The 16,940-nt window shown below is 49.5% G+C and carries 20 protein-coding genes; 12 read left to right on the top strand and 8 right to left on the bottom strand.

The annotated features are described in order from the left end of the window. Positions 1–3 precede the first annotated feature (3 nt). Positions 4–1,455 carry a TrkH family potassium uptake protein gene (locus CRO03_RS04615; RefSeq protein WP_097110471.1) on the top strand — a complete coding sequence of 484 codons (1,452 nt, stop codon included), beginning with the start codon at positions 4–6 and terminating at the stop codon, positions 1,453–1,455. A 40-nt stretch (positions 1,456–1,495) separates the two neighbouring features. Here the strand turns inward: CRO03_RS04615 and trkA are convergent, their stop codons facing one another. From trkA to def, 4 genes are read right to left on the bottom strand one after another with little or no spacing between them, the layout of a single operon-like run. After that, the gene (gene trkA / locus CRO03_RS04610; protein WP_097110470.1) at positions 1,496–2,872 is read right to left on the bottom strand and encodes a Trk system potassium transporter TrkA; all 1,377 of its coding nucleotides are present in this window, start codon (positions 2,870–2,872) and stop codon (positions 1,496–1,498) included. Beyond that, on the bottom strand, positions 2,869–4,203 hold the full coding sequence (rsmB, locus tag CRO03_RS04605) for a 16S rRNA (cytosine(967)-C(5))-methyltransferase RsmB (protein WP_097110469.1): 1,335 nt from the start codon (positions 4,201–4,203) through the stop codon (positions 2,869–2,871). The genes trkA and rsmB overlap by 4 nt, the downstream gene beginning before the upstream one ends. Then, complete coding sequence (gene fmt, locus CRO03_RS04600; RefSeq protein WP_097110468.1) at positions 4,200–5,171, bottom strand: methionyl-tRNA formyltransferase; 972 nt, start codon at positions 5,169–5,171, stop codon at positions 4,200–4,202. The genes rsmB and fmt overlap by 4 nt, the downstream gene beginning before the upstream one ends. Positions 5,172–5,184: 13 nt before the next feature. Next, positions 5,185–5,700, bottom strand: coding sequence for a peptide deformylase (def, locus tag CRO03_RS04595; RefSeq protein ID WP_097110467.1), 516 nt, complete (start codon positions 5,698–5,700; stop codon positions 5,185–5,187). Positions 5,701–5,823: 123 nt separating this feature from the next. On the opposite strand from def, the gene CRO03_RS04590 reads away from it, so the two are divergent. The 4 genes from CRO03_RS04590 to CRO03_RS04575 are packed head-to-tail and all read left to right on the top strand — an operon-like array spanning position 5,824 to position 9,098. Then, complete coding sequence (locus CRO03_RS04590) at positions 5,824–6,933, top strand: LysM peptidoglycan-binding domain-containing protein (RefSeq protein ID WP_097110466.1); 1,110 nt, start codon at positions 5,824–5,826, stop codon at positions 6,931–6,933. A gap of 24 nt (positions 6,934–6,957) precedes the next feature. Further along, complete coding sequence (gene dprA / locus CRO03_RS04585; protein WP_097110465.1) at positions 6,958–8,049, top strand: DNA-processing protein DprA; 1,092 nt, start codon at positions 6,958–6,960, stop codon at positions 8,047–8,049. A 2-nt stretch (positions 8,050–8,051) separates the two neighbouring features. Next, a complete protein-coding gene (locus tag CRO03_RS04580; RefSeq protein WP_097110464.1) occupies positions 8,052–8,525 on the top strand; it encodes a DUF494 family protein in 474 nt (157 codons plus the stop codon). A 15-nt stretch (positions 8,526–8,540) separates the two neighbouring features. Next, positions 8,541–9,098, top strand: coding sequence for a DNA topoisomerase family protein (locus tag CRO03_RS04575; protein WP_097110463.1), 558 nt, complete (start codon positions 8,541–8,543; stop codon positions 9,096–9,098). Here the strand turns inward: CRO03_RS04575 and CRO03_RS04570 are convergent. Together CRO03_RS04570 and purE are read right to left on the bottom strand one after the other, a co-directional pair. Beyond that, positions 9,095–10,231 carry a 5-(carboxyamino)imidazole ribonucleotide synthase gene (locus CRO03_RS04570; RefSeq protein ID WP_097110462.1) on the bottom strand — a complete coding sequence of 379 codons (1,137 nt, stop codon included), beginning with the start codon at positions 10,229–10,231 and terminating at the stop codon, positions 9,095–9,097. The two genes, CRO03_RS04575 and CRO03_RS04570, sit on opposite strands and share 4 nt — an antisense overlap. Continuing rightward, a complete protein-coding gene (gene purE / locus CRO03_RS04565; protein ID WP_097110461.1) occupies positions 10,228–10,719 on the bottom strand; it encodes a 5-(carboxyamino)imidazole ribonucleotide mutase in 492 nt (163 codons plus the stop codon). The genes CRO03_RS04570 and purE overlap by 4 nt, the downstream gene beginning before the upstream one ends. A gap of 100 nt (positions 10,720–10,819) precedes the next feature. On the opposite strand from purE, the gene tsaC reads away from it, so the two are divergent. The 5 genes from tsaC (at position 10,820) to CRO03_RS04540 (ending at position 14,304) form a co-directional block, all read left to right on the top strand. Beyond that, positions 10,820–11,380, top strand: a complete 561-nt coding sequence (gene tsaC / locus CRO03_RS04560) for an L-threonylcarbamoyladenylate synthase type 1 TsaC (protein WP_097110460.1) — start codon at positions 10,820–10,822, stop codon at positions 11,378–11,380. A gap of 1 nt (position 11,381) precedes the next feature. Then, the gene (gene hemF / locus CRO03_RS04555; protein WP_097110458.1) at positions 11,382–12,311 is read left to right on the top strand and encodes an oxygen-dependent coproporphyrinogen oxidase; all 930 of its coding nucleotides are present in this window, start codon (positions 11,382–11,384) and stop codon (positions 12,309–12,311) included. 220 nt (positions 12,312–12,531) lie between these two features. After that, positions 12,532–13,089 (top strand): RNA polymerase sigma factor, encoded by a 558-nt coding sequence (locus CRO03_RS04550; RefSeq protein ID WP_097110456.1) that lies wholly within the window; start codon positions 12,532–12,534, stop codon positions 13,087–13,089. Continuing rightward, positions 13,079–13,438, top strand: a complete 360-nt coding sequence (locus tag CRO03_RS04545) for a hypothetical protein (RefSeq protein ID WP_097110454.1) — start codon at positions 13,079–13,081, stop codon at positions 13,436–13,438. The genes CRO03_RS04550 and CRO03_RS04545 overlap by 11 nt, the downstream gene beginning before the upstream one ends. Beyond that, on the top strand, positions 13,435–14,304 hold the full coding sequence (locus CRO03_RS04540; RefSeq protein ID WP_097110452.1) for a PDZ domain-containing protein: 870 nt from the start codon (positions 13,435–13,437) through the stop codon (positions 14,302–14,304). The genes CRO03_RS04545 and CRO03_RS04540 overlap by 4 nt, the downstream gene beginning before the upstream one ends. A gap of 80 nt (positions 14,305–14,384) precedes the next feature. On the opposite strand, the gene CRO03_RS04535 is transcribed toward CRO03_RS04540, so the two are convergent. Beyond that, a complete protein-coding gene (locus CRO03_RS04535) occupies positions 14,385–14,831 on the bottom strand; it encodes a group II truncated hemoglobin (protein WP_170948947.1) in 447 nt (148 codons plus the stop codon). Positions 14,832–14,836: 5 nt separating this feature from the next. Here CRO03_RS04535 and aroE point away from each other — a divergent pair, with 5 nt between their 5' ends. Continuing rightward, on the top strand, positions 14,837–15,652 hold the full coding sequence (gene aroE / locus CRO03_RS04530) for a shikimate dehydrogenase (protein WP_097110450.1): 816 nt from the start codon (positions 14,837–14,839) through the stop codon (positions 15,650–15,652). Continuing rightward, positions 15,649–15,885, top strand: a complete 237-nt coding sequence (locus CRO03_RS04525) for a DUF1488 family protein (RefSeq protein ID WP_097110447.1) — start codon at positions 15,649–15,651, stop codon at positions 15,883–15,885. The genes aroE and CRO03_RS04525 overlap by 4 nt, the downstream gene beginning before the upstream one ends. 8 nt (positions 15,886–15,893) lie before the next feature. Here CRO03_RS04525 and CRO03_RS04520 read toward each other — a convergent pair whose 3' ends face one another. Beyond that, a complete protein-coding gene (locus CRO03_RS04520; protein ID WP_097110875.1) occupies positions 15,894–16,433 on the bottom strand; it encodes a gamma carbonic anhydrase family protein in 540 nt (179 codons plus the stop codon). Positions 16,434–16,940 lie beyond the last annotated feature (507 nt).

The raw sequence follows: 16,940 nt of genomic DNA, 5'->3' as shown, positions 1-16,940 counted from the left end.
GCTATGCAATATCGCTCTATAATCCGGATCCTGGGGCTGCTGATCGCCATTTTCAGTATCACCATGATCCCGCCCGCACTGGTCGCTTTTGGCTATAAAGACGGGGCTGGCGTGCCTTTTATTTTGTCATTCCTGTTGTGTCTGGTAATGGGCTTTGCCATCTGGTACCCGAATCGGGCCAACCGTTCTGAGTTAAAGGTGCGGGACGGCTTTTTAATTGTGGTGCTGTTCTGGACGGTACTGGGCGCAGTCGGCGCTATTCCGTTGCTGCTAACCAGCAACCCTGATATGGGGCTGGCCGATGCCTTCTTCGAGGCTTTCTCGGGCCTGACCACCACCGGCGCCACCGTGCTTACCGGAATTGAAACCCTACCCAAAGCTATTTTGTATTATCGTCAGCAGCTGCAATGGCTGGGGGGGATGGGGATAATCGTATTAGCGGTAGCCATTTTACCGCTGTTAGGCGTAGGTGGCATGCAGCTGTACCGGGCAGAAACGCCAGGGCCGGTTAAAGACAATAAAATGACCCCGCGGATTGCCGATACTGCCAAGCATTTATGGTATATCTATCTGGCGATAACTATTGCCTGCGCGCTGGCCTTTCACCTGGCAGGGATGTCGGTGTTTGATGCCATTTGTCATGCGTTTTCCACCGTAGCCATTGGTGGCTTTTCAACTTACGACGCCAGTATGGGCTACTTTAACAGTGCCACCATCAACATGATTTGCGTTATCTTTTTGCTGATAAGCGCAGTTAATTTTCCGCTGCACTTTGCTGCCATCCGCGGTAAAAGTGTGTCAACTTATTTCCGCGACCCGGAGTTCAAGGTATTTTTAGGTATTCAGGCCAGCCTGGTGCTTATTTGCTTTCTGGTACTGTTAAACACCAACGTGTACCAAACGGGCGGCGAGGCGCTGAATCATGCTGCTTTTCAGGCGGTATCAATTTCAACCACTGCTGGCTTTACCACTGATGGGTTCTCAACCTGGCCGCTGTTTTTACCTATTTTGTTAATTTTTTCCAGCTTTATCGGTGGCTGTGCCGGTTCTACCGGTGGCGGCATGAAAGTAGTACGGGTGCTGTTGCTGTTTTTACAGGGCCGGCGTGAGCTGAACCGGCTGGTGCACCCGCGGGCGGTATATGCCATTAAGTTAGGCCGCCGGCCGGTAGAAGACCGGATTGTCGAAGCAGTCTGGGGCTTTTTCGCCGCTTATGCGGTGGTTTTTGTGGTTATTATGCTGTCACTGATTTTAACGGGCATGGACAACATCAGCGCCTTCACCGCGACAGCCGCCTGCTTAAATAACCTTGGCCCGGGGCTGGGCGAGGTTGCCGCTCATTTTGGTTCTATACCCGACGCTGCTAAATGGCTGCTGATTGTGGCAATGGTATTTGGTCGGCTGGAAATATTCACGCTGCTGGTGTTGTTTACCCCGGCATTCTGGCGGGATTAGCCATGGCTGTGGCCATGGCTAGTCGGTTGTTGCAACAGAGTCAGATAAAAATAGCGCTTACCTGAAACAGCTTTTCCACTTCGACAATATGCTTTTTGTTTACCATAAACAGAATAACGTGGTCATCTGTTTCGATAACAGTTGTATCGTGGGCAATTAATACTTCATCACCACGTACTATGGCACCAATGGTGGTGCCAGGTGGCAATTTAAGGTTGCCAATCGTTTTGCCAGCTACCTTGCTGGTACTGCTATCCCCCCGCACCACGGCTTCTATTGCTTCAGCTGCCCCGCGGCGCAACGAGTATACGTTAACGATGTCACCGCGGCGGATATGAGTAAGCAATGCCGAAATGGTCGCTTGTTGCGGTGATACCGCAATATCTATTTCTCCGCCCTGCAACAAGTCAACGTAGGCACCGCGTTTAATCAGTACCATGGTTTTCTGTGCGCCCATCCGTTTGGCCAGCATTGCCGACATGATATTGGCTTCATCATCATTGGTAACGGCGATGAACACATCAACTTGCTCAACACTTTCTTCTTCCAGCAGTTCCGGATCAGAGATATCACCAACATACACCAGGGTGCTGTCCAGGCTGGATGCCAGAAACTCGGCCCGCTCTTTACTGCGTTCTATCAGTTTTACGCTGTGAGTTTTTTCCAGGGCCCTGGCTAAACCAAAACCGACGTTACCGCCGCCGGCAATCATAATCCGCCGGTAACTGCGTTCCAGTTTTTGCAGCTCGCTCATTACCGCCCGGATATGTTTGGTGGCGGCAACAAAAAACACTTCATCATCGGCTTCAATAATAGTGGTGCCCAGCGGTTTGATGGCATTACCACGGCGGTAAATGGCTGCTACCCGGGTTTCAATATTGGGCATATGTTCTTTTAATGCCGACAAAGCATGGCCTACTAACAAACCGCCGTAGTAAGCCCGGACTGCAACCAGGCTTACTTTACCTTCGGCAAATTCAACTACCTGTAATGCCCCAGGGTAATCAATTAAACGGCGGATATAGTTAGTGACCAGTGCTTCGGGAGCGATAAAATGATCAACCGGCATATCGTCTTTGTGGAACAGCTCATCTCGATACTTCAGATACTGGTTGGTGCGAATGCGGGCGATTTTCAGCGGGGTATTGAAAATACTGTAGGCGACCTGACAGGCGACAATATTCACTTCATCGCTGTTGGTTACCGCCACTATCATGTCGGCATCTTCTGCTCCGGCTTTTTTAAGCACATCGGGATGAGAGCCGTGGCCATGCACCACCTGCAAATCAAATCTGTCCTGCAGGTTACGCAATTTATCCAGGTTGGTATCAACCAGGGTAATGTCATTCTGCTCACCAACCAGGTTTTCAGCTAAGGTGGCGCCGACCTGGCCTGAGCCTAAAATAATAATCTTCATCTGGCGTGGTTATCCTGTGGCGCTTTTTGTAGCAGCGCATAATAAAAGCCATCACGGTTCAGCTGACCCGGTAACAGTTGCCAGCCCGGCTGAGCGGCGCTATCAGGTTGCGCATTGCCTGGCAACGCGATAGGCAGCAAGCAGGCATCAGCGTTATTACTGATAAACCGGGTAATTTGTTCATGGTTTTCTGCCGGCAGCACACTGCAGGTAGCGTAGAGCAACTTACCACCTGGCGCCAGTAGTGCCCAGCACTGCTGCAGAATTTGCTGCTGCAACTGCACCAGGGGCGCAATATCACTTTTTTTGCGCAGCCAGCGAATATCAGGGTGGCGACGAATAACCCCGGTGGCTGAACAGGGAACATCCAGCAATATTTTGTCAAACAACTGGCCATCCCACCAGCTGGCTGGGTTTGCTGCATCTGCTGCTAACACTTCAGCACTCAGGCCAAGCCGTTGCAGATTTTCCCGTACCCGCACTAAGCGGGCCGGATCTTTATCCAGCGCGGTAAGCCTTGCTGCGGGAGCCAGCTCCAGCAGGTGGCATGTTTTACCACCAGGGGCACAACAGGCATCAAGAATATGCTGGTCATTTTCCGGCGCTAACAGCCTGCCTGCATACTGGGCAGCCGCATCCTGCACCGAAAACCAACCCTGCTGATATCCTGGTAAATCGGTAACATCAGTTGGGGAGTCCAGCAACACTGCGCCCGGCAGTTCTGTAATTGGCTGGCTATGGGCTATTTCTTCCTCAGCTAAGGCAGCACTAAATTGCTGCGGACTAATTTGCCGGGTATTAACCCGCAACCATAAAGGGGCTTTTTGTTGATTAGCGTCGAGAATAGCTTGCCAGTTATCCGGGTACGCTGCTTGCAGGCTACTGATTAACCAACCCGGATGGCAGAATTGTACCGCCTGACCCGCCTGGCTGAAGTCAAATAACTGCGGCTGGCGCTGCACATTCCGTAATACGCCATTAATCAATTTGGTCAGTGACTGGCCTTTTAGTTCGCGGGCGGCATCGACAGTAGCGTTAATCGCCGCATGGTCTGGTACCCGCATAAAATGCAGCTGGTATATGCCAACATAAATCAGAAACTGTAACACCCGGAAGTTCTTTACCAGCGGCTTTTGCATTAACCGGGCACAGACATGTTCCAGCTGCGGCAGGGTGCGCATCACCCCAAAGCAGATTTCCTGCAACAGGGCTTTATCCAGCGGATTAGTAAGGTGCTGCTGAGCTTTGGGCAGCACATCAGACAATGAGCGGCCCTGATCTATCACCTGATAACAGCACTGGGCAGCTAAGGCCCGGCAATCACGGCTCATGCGTCAGCCAACAATGGTGCAACCGGCAACGTGGTACCAACTTTAAACCAGTCAGCCCGGCCGTTTAAGAAATCGGCTACTGCCATAGGTTTCTTGCCGGTTGGTTGTAGCGTAGTAAGTACTAACACACCGCTGGCGCAGGCTATCTCAATACCTTTTTTGCCAGCAGCTAATATCTGACCGGCTGGCGCCTGATGATCCGTGTTCTGCCAGCTGGCCTGCCATATTTTTACAGTTCCCTGGGGAAGTTGCAGATAGCTGGCTGGCCAGGGATTAAAGGCGCGGATTTCTCTGTTGAGGGCTGCGGCACTTTTACTAAAGTCGAGCAGGCCTTCTTCCTTATGCAGCTTTTCGGCATAACAGGCTTCATTGTCATTCTGTTCTTCAGCGATGGCCTGCAGAGTGGGTAATTGTGCCAGGGCACTGAGCAATGCTTTGGGACCCAGTTCAGCTAGCTTCGCGTACAAGCTGGCGCTGGTGTCGGTCGGTTCGATAGGGCAACTTACTTTGCTTAACATGGCGCCGGTGTCGAGCCCCTCATCCATTTGCATAATAGTTATACCGGTCTGCTGATCCCCGGCCCAGATTGCCCGTTGAATGGGGGCAGCGCCGCGCCAACGGGGCAATAAGGAGCCATGAACGTTAATGCAACCTAAGCGCGGGCTTTGCAGCACCGCCAATGGCAGTATCAGGCCATAGGCCACCACTATCATAACATCTGCGTCCAGTGCAGCCAGCTCGGCCTGGGCTTCAGCTTTTTTCAACGACTTGGGCTGATAAACAGGCACCTGGTGCTGTTCGGCCAGTTGCTTAACCGCGCTGGGTTGCAGCTTCTGACCGCGACCGGCGGGCCTATCAGGCTGGCTATATACCGCAACAAGCAGATGAGGACTGTCAATTAATGCCTGCAAATGGCGAGCGGCAAAATCGGGGGTGCCGGCAAATATAATACGTAAAGGCTGAGTCACTGTGAGTCCTGTGTTAAAGCGCGTGGCGCTGGGCCATTTTCGCTTCTTTTTCCAGTTTTTTACGGATGCGGTCGCGTTTTAACGGTGATAAATAATCAATAAACAATTTGCCAACCAGATGGTCCAGCTCATGTTGCAGACAAATAGCCAGTAAACCGTCAGCATTCAGTTCAAATGGCTGGCCATCACGGTCAAGCGCTTTAACTTTGACCGTAGCAGCCCGCTCTACCGAGGCATAATTTTGCGGCACCGACAAGCAGCCCTCTTCATAGCTGGTAATACCGTCGCGTTCGACGATTTCCGGATTAATCAGTACCAAAGGATCGTTGCGATGCTCTGATAAGTCGATAACTACAACCCGCAGGTGCACATCTACCTGAGTCGCTGCCAGACCAATGCCTTCTTCATCGTACATGGTATCCAGCATATCGCTGACTAACTGCTTGATTTGCGGCGTAACTTCTGTAACCGGTTTCGCTACAGTGCGCAACCGATCGTCAGGAAAATGTAATACTTTTAAAACTGCCATAATACCTACAAAAATATGCTTTATTTCAAAGGTTGTGATATGTTTTAATTTTAGCCATTAATCCGCTGTATTAACAGCATAGTGTGCAATAATTACAACAAGAATAAGTTCAAGGAAGCAGGCATGCTGAAAAAAATTGCAATATCTGTAATCGCGTTGTTTTGCTGGTTGTCTTTCAGCCTGCAAGCAGACGTACTGCAAATCAGAGAGGACGCTCCCGCTTCCTATGTTGTGAAAAAAGGTGACACGCTGTGGGATATCTCCGCATTGTACCTGAATGAGCCCTGGTTATGGCCACAACTGTGGCAAATGAACCCGCAGGTTGATAACCCACATCTAATTTACCCTGGTGACGTGCTGACCCTGACTTATGACAGTATGGGACGTCCGCGGTTATCCGTAAACGACAACGTGAAACGCTTGTCACCAGAAGCGCGGAAAACTCTTAAGGGTGACGGCGCTATTACCACCTTACCACTGAGTATGATCAGACCTTTCCTGACTTACGAACAAGCGCTGAATGAAGAACAAATAGCGGCATTGCCGTATATTCTGGGCACCAATACTGCAACTAAGATGGCGGCAGAAACGCACACCGTCTATGTAAAAGGTGTATTGCAACCCGGTACGTCCTATGGCGTTTACCGGAAAGGCAAGCCCTATGTTGATCCAGAGTCAGGCTCAGTTTTAGGTTATGAAACCAGTTTAATTGCTACTGCCCGCGCTTTCCGGCCTGGTCGCGAAGCAACGGAAGACAGCCCGCTGGAAGCTGCTTCAATGCAGGTGCTGAGTGTTAAGCGTGAAATTAAGCAGGGTGACAAAGTGATGCCGGCGTTGGAAGGTCAGTCACTGCCGGCGTTTTTCCTGATTAGCAAACCAGACTTTGAAGTAGACGGCACTATTATTGACACAACCTCTCAGCTGCGAGAGTTCTCAAAAATGGATATCGTGGTCCTGAACCGCGGGTTAATTAACGATCTCGAAGCCGGCCAGATGTTGGGTATATATCGTCAGTCACCATCGGTGATTGATGGCGAGAATGGCCCGGTTTATGTGGAAGATGCCAATAAACTGCAAAAAATGTTTCGCAATTTTGGCGATAACAGCATCAGCATGCCGCGGGAGAAAGTTGGCGAGCTAATGGTGTTCAAAGTTGCCGAGCGGGTAAGTTTCGGTATTGTCACCAGTACCCGTCGCCCAATCCGGGTTGGAGACGCTATCGCCAACCTGTAATAAAAATGATGGAGCCAGTTTGCCATGGATGATCTCCGCAACTGGCTCGCTTTAGCCTCTGTGCATGGCCTGGATGGCCTGAAGTTCCAACGACTAAGCGAGCATATTTCACTGACCGAGCTGGTCGGCTTACCAATAAGTACATTGCGTAATATTGGTTTTACCCCGCGTCAGGCCGAATTACTGGCAGTGCATAGTCCGCGACGTGCTGATCTGGCGCTGGAGTGGCTGGCACAGTCACCTTTGCATCATATCGTTACATACCACGATCCGCGTTATCCGCCATTACTAAAACAAACCAAACAACCACCTTTACTGCTATTTGTTAAGGGTCAGGCGGAGCTTCTGCCAAGACAACAACTTGCGATGGTTGGTACCCGTCAGCCAACACCAACCGGCCGTAAAGTTGCCCAGAATTTTGCCGCAGAACTGGTGCAGCAAGGTTATATGGTTACCAGTGGTATGGCACGGGGTATTGATAGTGAAAGCCATAAAGGCGCGCTGCAGGGCGGCGGCTTTACCATCGCCGTGCTGGGGCATGGCTTGCAACAAATATACCCGGCAAGCAACAGAGCGCTGGCAGAGCAAATCGCGGCCAATGGCGCTCTGGTCAGTGAGTTTTTCCCGGATATTCAGGCCAGAGCCGAGTTTTTTCCACAGCGTAATCGTATTGTGGTCGGCTTAAGCTCCGCCACCATAGTGGTAGAAGCAGCGATGAAAAGTGGCTCGCTGATTAGCGCGAATTTAGCGGCAGAATATAATCGCGATCTTTTTGTGGTGCCGGGCCCGATATACAGCCGGCAATCAGCAGGGTGCCATTGGTTAATTCAACAAGGTGCTAAACTTGTTACTTGCGTGGCCGATATTCTGGAAGAGTGGCAATTTTTTGCCCAGAATGGCTTAAGTACTTTAGCTTTGGATGAAAAAAAGTCTGCGCCGGACTTGTCTGCGCAGCAGTTGTTGGCTAACGTAGGAGATGACGCTACTGCAATAGATTTAATTGCTGAGCGGTCTAACATGTCAGTGACAGACGTATCCATAACCTTACTGCAGCTGGAAATAGCAGGTGAGGTGGCAGCAGTACCCGGTGGTTACATTAGAGTGAGGAGTGCCTGATAATGTTTGATATCCTCGTTTATCTGTTTGAAAACTATATTCATAATGAATCTGATATTTATGTAAACCACGCGGATCTGACCAAAGAGCTCAGCCGTGCCGGCTTTCATGATGACGATATTTTTAAAGCACTGAAATGGCTCGATAGCTTGTCTGCCTTGCAGGAAAGCCACATTAAGCCTTACCTGACTAAAGTGAATTCGACTGCTGTTCGCATTTATACAGTGGAAGAACAGCGTAAGCTGGACGTTGCAGACCAGGGTTTTTTAATGTTTTTAGAGCAGATTAATGTGCTCGATGCTAATACCCGGGAAATGGTAATTGACCGGGCGATGGACCTCGACAGTGCCGCACTAAGCCTGGAAGATTTAAAATGGGTGGTGCTGATGGTGCTGTTTAATGTACCTGGGCGGGAAAATGCCTACGCCCAAATGGAAGACTTAATTTTTGATGAACCCGACGGGCCGCTGCATTAAGCGGCTTTTGCTGATATGACCGAAGATTCGCCGCTGTTTAAGCTGCCGCAACAGCGGCAGCTTTGCCCGTTATGTCAGAATGCACTGCAGATAAAGTCGTCGAAAAACGGCCCCTTTCTGGGCTGTAGCGCTTATCCTGGCTGCAATTATATTAAACCGTTGCACCAGCACGACCATGCGATAGTAAAAGTATTGCCGACAGAAATTTGTCCACAGTGTGGTAGCGAACTGGCGGTGAAAAATGGTCGTTACGGTATGTTTATTGGTTGCACCGGTTATCCGGCATGTGACTTTGTGGTTGATCAACATGAAGATAACACAGACCAGCCGCAGCTAAGCTGTCCAAAATGTAAAAAGGGCCAGCTGACCGAGCGAATTAATAAGTTTGGCAAGCATTTCTATGGCTGCGACCGTTATCCCGATTGTCGTTTTCTGATAAATGATAAGCCGCAGCAGGGGAATTGTTATTACTGCGGCTTTCCATTGTTAGTTGCCAAAAAAGACGCTTTGTTCTGTGCAAAAAAAGGTTGCGGGAAAAAACAGCCGGCCCCTGAGGCCGGCACGACTGATTAGTCGCTGATCTGACCCAGCATTTGCTCAAGTTCCGGAAAAGCTACTGCTGGCAGCAAATCGATCAGTTTGGCAAAGCGGGCTTTAAGCTCGGCCAGTGAGTTAGCTGATAAATTGATATGGCCCATTTTTCTACCCGGCCTTTTAGCTTTGCCATACCAGTGGATATGTAGCCCGGCTAAACTGAGGATAGCGGCTGGCGCACTGTCTTCACCCAGGATGTTGATCATCAGGGTAGGGCGTAACAGCTCGGTATTGCCAAGAGGCATGCCGGTTACCGCCCGCAAATGATTCTCGAACTGACAGACATCGGCGCCTTGCTGGGTCCAGTGGCCGGAGTTATGTACCCTGGGGGCAATTTCGTTAACCAGTAGGTTTCCATTTACTTCAAAAAACTCTATCGCCAGTACTCCTACATAGTTAAGGCCATTGGCAATAGCGGCGAACTTCTGTTCGGCCTGTTGCTGGAGTTGTTCGTTTACCTGCCGTGCCAATGATACGCTCAGTACACCATTGACATGATGGTTTTCGGTTAATGGGTATACTTTAACTTCACCGCTGGCTGCTCTTACCCCAACCAATGACAGCTCCCGGTTGAAACTAATAAACTGCTCCACAACAATCGCCTGCTTGCTATCGGCAGCCAGAAAGTCGGCCATCTGCTGCCATACTGCAGCAGCCTGTGTTGGTTCTTTTAAGCGCCACTGACCTTTGCCGTCGTAGCCTGCCAATGCACTTTTAAAGATCAGTGGCAAGCCAAGGCTGCTAACGGCCTGTTTAAAATCTGCTTCATTATTAATGACGCTATAGCTGGCGCTGGCTACCCCACAGCGGGTTAACAGGGCTTTTTCTAACCGACGATCGCCGCCGGCCTGAATAGCGTCACTACCGGGCAGAAACTTACCGCTTTGCTGGCACTGCTCAAGAATCGGTAAAGGAATATGTTCAAACTCAGCTGTTATTACGTCAGCATCTGCAATCGCATTTGCCAGGCCGCTACCCAGCTGTTGCTGAGTTAACGGATGGACAACAGCGTCTGAATTAACATCGTAAGCGCTGATTGCGATATTAAGCGGCGCCCCGGCCAGTGCCATCATCCGTGCCAACTGACCGGCGCCCAATACCAGAACTTTCATAGCGGCACCTTTGCTGGATCTGGCTGGCTTAATACGGTGTCAGTCTGCGCCTGCCGGAAAGCATCAATTTTTGTCATTAACTCCGGGTCGTGGGTTGCCAGAATTTGCGCGGCCAGTAAGCCGGCGTTAGCGGCACCGGCGTCACCAATGGCTAAGGTTCCAACCGCTACACCCTTAGGCATTTGCACGATTGATAACAACGAGTCGATGCCTTTAAGGGCTTTTGATTGCACGGGTACACCCAGCACCGGCAGGCTGGTAAAAGCGGCCGCCATTCCAGGTAAGTGGGCTGCGCCGCCCGCGCCAGCGATAATGACTTTTAAGCCCCGGCGGGCAGCGCTGCTGGCATAGTCTGCCAATAGTTGCGGTGTACGATGGGCAGATACCACGCGGGTTTCATAACTGATGCCAAAGGAATCGAGCATATCAGCCGCCAGCTTCATGGTTGGCCAGTCTGAAGTTGAACCCATTATAATACCCACTTGCATGCCGCTTTCCTTCTGAACTTAATGAACTGAAATGACTAAGGCGCTATTATAGCGGCATCTGAGTCTGATTAGAATTTTTACTGTTAACTGAGGTAAATTGATGAGTGGGTGCACCATAGCGACGGCGGTGGAGCTGTTGCAGCAAGGCGAAGTGATTAGCTATCCGACAGAGGCGGTCTATGGCCTGGGCTGTGATCCGGACAATGAGGCTGCTGTGCTCAATTTGCTGGCTATAAAACAACGGCCGGTAGAAAAAGGCCTGATTCTGGTGGCTGCAACTTATTCTCAGCTATTGCCCTATGTTGATGATAAAGCGATACCACTGGAAAAGCGCTACCAGATTATTTCCAGCTGGCCCGGGCATATCAGCTGGATATTACCCGCCAGTAAAACCGCCCCTAAATGGATTACTGGTCAGTTTGACAGTATAGCAGTGCGGGTTAGCGCACATCCTGTGGTGCAGCAGCTGTGCCAGCAATATGCTAAGCCAATCATTTCAACCAGTGCTAACCTGGCTGGCGAGCCCGCTATCACAGACTATCAGCAGCTGCTGGCTACGTTGGGTTTAAAGGTTGCCGGCATAGTTGAGGGGGCATTGGGCGGCGCAGCTCAGCCCAGTCAAATCCGGGATGCCATCAGCGGCCAGGTAGTAAGGAGTTAATATGGCAGAGAGTAACAGCGAGCAGTTACAGCAGGTGCAACAGTTTTTAACGGCACTGCAAGATACTATTTGCAGTGAACTGGAAAAAGCAGATGGTAAAGGCCATTTTGTCGAAGACGCCTGGCAACGGCCGGAGGGTGGAGGTGGTCGCAGCAGGGTACTGACCAATGGCGCAGTATTTGAGCAAGCCGGTGTTAATTACTCTCATGTATTCGGTGCGCAAATGCCCGGCTCTGCGACGGCTCACCGGCCGGAACTGGCCGGCCGCAGCTTTCATGCGTGCGGGGTGTCACTGGTGTTACATCCGCATAACCCGCATTTACCGACTACCCATGCCAATGTACGGTTTTTTATTGCTGAAAAAGACGGCGAAGCAGCGGTCTGGTGGTTTGGTGGTGGTTTTGACTTAACGCCTTATTACCCGTACGAAGAGGATGTCGTGCACTGGCATCAGACGGCCAAAACAGCGGTCGAACCTTTTGGTAAAGAGTACTATCCACGCTATAAAAAATGGTGTGATGACTACTTTTACTTAAAGCACCGTGGCGAAACCCGCGGTGTTGGCGGTTTATTTTTTGATGATCTGAATGCGCCGGGCTTTGCCCAAAGCTTCGGCTTAATGCGGGCAGTGGGAGAGGCGTTCCTGCCAGCCTATCTGCCTTTAATCCAAAAACGCAAAGATACGCCTTTTACTGAGCAACAGCGCCAGTTCCAGCTATATCGCCGTGGTCGTTATGTCGAGTTTAACCTGGTATACGACAGAGGTACCTTATTTGGTCTGCAAAGCGGCGGCCGTACTGAATCCATCTTAATGTCGATGCCGCCGCTGGTGCGCTGGCAGTATGGTTATCAGCCCGAGCCAGGCAGTGCAGAAGCGATGTTATACCAGCGCTATCTTAAGCCACAGGATTGGTTGAAGCTCAGCAGTTAATTCTATCACCCGCTAGCGAACAGATGGCTTAAATACCGGGATTTTCAGTAGCAGGTAGTTGTTCATGCAAGCAGCTAAAGCTCACGCTTCCATTCAGGTGCTGCTTTTGCTGCATCATCAGCCTTAAGAAAACTGTAGGTCATATCACCCTTAACAAATTAAATGTCACACTTTTTCAGCAAAACCACGTCTTATTATAAAACACTGGAGCAAAAGTGACTTGAAAGGATTTACTGAAAAAGTTGCCCCTGATGTTGTAAAAGACGCCCAACAAGGACAGTTGCTTGCTTTAAAGCAACTCTATCAGGCCTATGCAACAGCAGTTTTGCGGCTGGTTAGCGGCATTTTGGGGTCTGTGGAAGAAGGGCGTGATCTCACTCAGGAGATCTTTATTAAAGTCTTCGGAAAACTACCCGAATTACGCCAAATTGATGCTTTTCCCAGTTGGCTAAAGCAACTCAGTGTCAGGATGGCTGTTGATCAGCTGAGAAAGCGAGTTAGCTTTGTGCATGAAGTGCTGGAAGATGTTATTGAATCAGAACCTGACTGGACGCAGGCGACCGATAGGCTTTGTCAGTTAGATGATATTGAACGTGTTATGTGCAACTTGTCGGAGGTTGAACGTGCTTTAGTTTGGTTGCATGTAGTAGAAGGTTATACCCATGAAGAGTTGGCGAAAGTGTTGGAATGTTCTGAAGCTGCCGTTAGACAGAGATATCGGCGGGCAATGGTTAAGCTAAAAAGTAAATTATACAGGCAGGTCAAAGATGAACAGTGAAGACCAGTATAAGCAGCAACTGGCTAAAAGATTAGCGGAAGCAAATTGCCCGGTAGCAGATCAAGAGCTATGGCGCATTATTGAAAACCGCATTCTTCAGCGGCAGCAACGAAAAACCTGGTACTGGTATGGCATTGCAGCCAGTTTTTTCGCAGTCACATTTTTGCTTTATGTGCCATCTGGCTCCGAGCCATCGGCTGACAAAATAGTCTCTTCAGCTGAGCTTTATATCTTTGATGTTGCATTGCAACAAGCCTATCTGACGGATCCTGGTTCTGTTGAAACGATTCGTTTACTGGAACAAAGGAAATATTTGGAATCACAGCAGCCGGGGAGTTATGAGCTATGAACAAATTTTTATTAACACTGTTATTTGTCCAGTCATTGGCATGGGCGTCAGCCGCAACTGAAATTGACCATGAAAAGCGAGTGGATGTTCTGCATGAAATCCGCAAAGCGTTGATAACGGCAAATGTTACTGCGCAAGATGCGCCGATCATGATTGCAGAGCCTGCCAGAAGTTTTTACCACTTTGGTGCGGTGTTAGACCAGGATTTCAAGGTGGTGGCACTAACCCCGGGTTCCGATGCAGCTAAAGCGGATGTCAGAGTAGGCGACATGATCAAAGCGATTAATCACCAAGAAGTGAATAAAAGCAGTTTGGCAGACATTCTGGCACAAATGAATGATCTGCAAGAAGGCACGACTCTGGCAATTGAAGTACAACGTGACAATAAACTGAAAACCTTGCAAAGCCCGGTAACACGAAAAACGTTACCAGGCTGGCGTTTGGAGCTAGTAGAAGACTCCGGGCAAGCACCTGATACACCTTTAACTATGGGCTGTGGTTTTGTATCAGTATTTTATAATCCGCCAATAAGCATGCACCGTCATACTGTGATGATTAATGAAATAAAAGATATCGGCTTTAAAGGAAAACTTACTGAAACAAAAAGAGAGCAGGTATTTAGATTACCTGCAGGCGAAGTGGAGATTGTCGTTCAAGAACTAATCAGTTCAGATTCTATCAGGCGAAATAGAGGTGATTCACGAATCCGTCAGTATAATTCAATCAAAACCATGACTCTTGTGGTAGAGCCTGACAAAGTTTATCACCTTGCTGCAGAGTATTTTTCTGACCGTCGTGAGCGTGAAGATGCAGATGACTATTGGCAGCCCATCGTGTGGAAAACGACAGAGCGTTCTTGCGAATAGCGATTGAACAGGCCTGCAGCATAGAAACACTATTGATGATGGCCCAGATATGCAAAACGTTTGTCCGAATAATGATGTTGTTATGTATTAATCATATGGCTCGCCAGTTGGCCTATCGACTGGCGAATGCCATCCCGCAGTAACTTATTATCTATCACCTCATCCAGCGCTTTATCCATACAATACATCCATTGGTTTCTGAGCTTTTCATCTACCTGAAATGGCAGGTGCCGTGCCCGAAGCCGCGGATGACCATATTTTTGTTCAAACAGCGCCGGGCCGCCTAACCAACCGGATAAGAACTCAAAAAACTTCTGGCGGATGTTATCCAGCGGCAACGGGTGGATAGCATATAACTCAGCTGCTTGCGGGTCGCTGGCCATAATGTCATAGAAACGATTGGCCAGTTCCCGCACCTTTGGCTTTCCACCCATCAGGTCGTAAGGCGTTTGCTCCGGGGTTGGGTGAGGCTTGCTATTTGCGGTGGTTTTATTAACAATCATCTGTACTAATTTCTTGATGGACATCAGTTGTGGACCGTTATGCTGTATTTGGAAATCCGATAGGCCAGTCAAAGTCACCTTTTATTCATAGCCAGTTTGCTTTGCAATGTAAGCAGCTAATGCAATACGAGGCTATTCTAGCACCGGCAGATGGCTTTGCCGACAGCTGGCGGGACTTTGTTGCCAGCGGCGGTAAGGGCGGTAATGTCACCGTGCCTTTTAAAGAGCAGGCGTATCAGCTGGCAGAAGTACTATCGGCGCGGGCTCAACAAGCCGGGGCGGTGAATACGCTTTACCTTAATACTGCTGGTCAGTTATGTGGCGACAACACCGACGGTATTGGCCTGGTAGCTGACTTAAAGCGGTTAGGGGTTAGTTTAGCTGGCTGCACGGTGCTGCTGCTGGGCGCAGGCGGCGCCAGTCGCGGCGCTATCGGGCCTTTGCTGGACGCAGGTGTGCGGCAACTGGTTCTGGCGAATCGTACTTTCAGTAAAGCGCAGACCATAGCAGCCAGTTTTGATAGCAGGGTAGTTGGCTGTGGTTTGACGGACATTCCTCAGCAGGCCTATCCACTTATTATTAATGCAACATCATCAGGCTTAACTGGCAGCCGGCCTGAAATAGCTGCGACGTACTTGAAAGACTGCCAGCTTGCCTATGACATGGTATATGGTGCACAGCCTACAACCTTTATGCAATGGGCTAAGCAACAGGGCGTGCCACAGCAGGCCGATGGCTTGGGAATGTTATTAGCGCAGGCTGCTGCAGCTTTTACAATCTGGCGTGGAGTAACTCCGGATATTGAACCGGTAATGGCATTGCTTAAAAAGCAGTTGGCGGTATGAACCAGCAACTGATTTTCAATAACGATTTTCAATATGATGTGTTGCGCCAGGCGGTATGCTTTAGCTGTTTAGTAGCCGGCTTAAAAGTGAATTGCTTTATTGCTCTGCCAGCCAAGGTGGAGCCCGTCCGATTTTTAACAGCAGTTAAAGCCGAGGCGTTTAACTGGGAAGATTGCGCCGAGCAGGCGATTACTGACGGCGCTTATAATGAAGCAGGGGAGATCTGGCTTTAGTTGCTAAGCTAGTTGTTCAACTCTGCCAGATATTCATTCTTCAGGATGACATAGTTAGCCGCAGATTCTGCCAGAAAAGCTTTTTCAGCGTCATTTAAGGGCCGTGCCTGCTTCGCAGGGCTGCCAACATACAAATAACCGCTTTGTAGCCGTTTACCTGGCGGTACCAGGCTGCCCGCACCGATAATAACCTCATCTTCAACAACAGCATCGTCCATGACGATGGCACCCATGCCAACCAGAATACGGTTGCCTAAGGTGCAGCCATGCAGCATAACCTTGTGACCGACCGTTACGTCTTCACCAATGATCAGGGCGCAGCCATTGGGTTTACTGTTACTGGGCCGGGATAAATGCAACACTGTGCCGTCCTGAATATTAGTGCGGGCACCTATACGAATGTAATTCACATCACCGCGGGCCGCAACTAAAGGCCAGATACTGACATCTTCTGCCAGTTCAATATCACCGACCAGTACGCTGGATTCATCTACATAAACTCCGGCTGCCAGTTTTGGCATTATTCCTTTATAAGCTCTAATCGACATCTTCATCTCCAAACCGGCTGCTATGCCGGGTTATTATGCAGTAAATGCTTTAAAAAAACGCGTTTCGTTGAAACTTTATCCGAACGATCACTAAAACCGAAGTTTTGTTGTTTTTCTCCTTGCAGCTTATCATAAACGCCCTATAATGCGCGCCATGCCAAGGGGTGCTGCGCTAAGCAGGGTTCAGGTGAGATAAGCCGGATTGCAAAAATCTTTAAAAAAGACCCTTGACAGTCAGGTTTAAATCACTAAAATGGCGCCCTCGCTTCAGGGAGGTAACGAAAGCCCTGAAATGAGATAAAAGTAGCAAACAGTAGTAAGCAAGCCAAACGTGATGAAGTGTTTATGTAAAAAGACAACTTATCACGCTTGACTTAAAATCTGGGAAGTGTAATATACGCCTCCCGCTTCAAACGAGTTTGAAGCACGCTCTTTAACAATTAGCAATCAATTATCTGTGTGGGCACTTATAATGATGTTCGTGTAAACGAAAAAAATCAGTATGAG

Origin of the sequence: Arsukibacterium tuosuense (assembly GCF_900215315.1) — a bacterium.
Lineage (GTDB): Bacteria > Pseudomonadota > Gammaproteobacteria > Enterobacterales > Alteromonadaceae > Alishewanella > Alishewanella tuosuense.
This window is presented reverse-complemented; position numbering and strand designations above follow the sequence as displayed.

What these genes read in the sequence shown, in the direction of transcription:
- dprA (WP_097110465.1), top strand. Translation starts at nt 6,958, where the DNA reads ATGGATGATCTCCGCAACTGGCTCGCTTTAGCCTCTGTGCATGGCCTG.
- CRO03_RS04535 (WP_170948947.1), bottom strand. Translation starts at nt 14,831, where the DNA reads ATGTCCATCAAGAAATTAGTACAGATGATTGTTAATAAAACCACCGCA.
- CRO03_RS04615 (WP_097110471.1), top strand. Translation starts at nt 4, where the DNA reads ATGCAATATCGCTCTATAATCCGGATCCTGGGGCTGCTGATCGCCATT.
- CRO03_RS04590 (WP_097110466.1), top strand. Translation starts at nt 5,824, where the DNA reads ATGCTGAAAAAAATTGCAATATCTGTAATCGCGTTGTTTTGCTGGTTG.
- hemF (WP_097110458.1), top strand. Translation starts at nt 11,382, where the DNA reads ATGGCAGAGAGTAACAGCGAGCAGTTACAGCAGGTGCAACAGTTTTTA.
- trkA (WP_097110470.1), bottom strand. Translation starts at nt 2,872, where the DNA reads ATGAAGATTATTATTTTAGGCTCAGGCCAGGTCGGCGCCACCTTAGCT.
- CRO03_RS04575 (WP_097110463.1), top strand. Translation starts at nt 8,541, where the DNA reads ATGACCGAAGATTCGCCGCTGTTTAAGCTGCCGCAACAGCGGCAGCTT.
- CRO03_RS04545 (WP_097110454.1), top strand. Translation starts at nt 13,079, where the DNA reads ATGAACAGTGAAGACCAGTATAAGCAGCAACTGGCTAAAAGATTAGCG.
- purE (WP_097110461.1), bottom strand. Translation starts at nt 10,719, where the DNA reads ATGCAAGTGGGTATTATAATGGGTTCAACTTCAGACTGGCCAACCATG.
- CRO03_RS04520 (WP_097110875.1), bottom strand. Translation starts at nt 16,433, where the DNA reads ATGTCGATTAGAGCTTATAAAGGAATAATGCCAAAACTGGCAGCCGGA.
- CRO03_RS04540 (WP_097110452.1), top strand. Translation starts at nt 13,435, where the DNA reads ATGAACAAATTTTTATTAACACTGTTATTTGTCCAGTCATTGGCATGG.
- CRO03_RS04525 (WP_097110447.1), top strand. Translation starts at nt 15,649, where the DNA reads ATGAACCAGCAACTGATTTTCAATAACGATTTTCAATATGATGTGTTG.
- tsaC (WP_097110460.1), top strand. Translation starts at nt 10,820, where the DNA reads ATGAGTGGGTGCACCATAGCGACGGCGGTGGAGCTGTTGCAGCAAGGC.
- CRO03_RS04570 (WP_097110462.1), bottom strand. Translation starts at nt 10,231, where the DNA reads ATGAAAGTTCTGGTATTGGGCGCCGGTCAGTTGGCACGGATGATGGCA.
- CRO03_RS04580 (WP_097110464.1), top strand. Translation starts at nt 8,052, where the DNA reads ATGTTTGATATCCTCGTTTATCTGTTTGAAAACTATATTCATAATGAA.
- def (WP_097110467.1), bottom strand. Translation starts at nt 5,700, where the DNA reads ATGGCAGTTTTAAAAGTATTACATTTTCCTGACGATCGGTTGCGCACT.
- rsmB (WP_097110469.1), bottom strand. Translation starts at nt 4,203, where the DNA reads ATGAGCCGTGATTGCCGGGCCTTAGCTGCCCAGTGCTGTTATCAGGTG.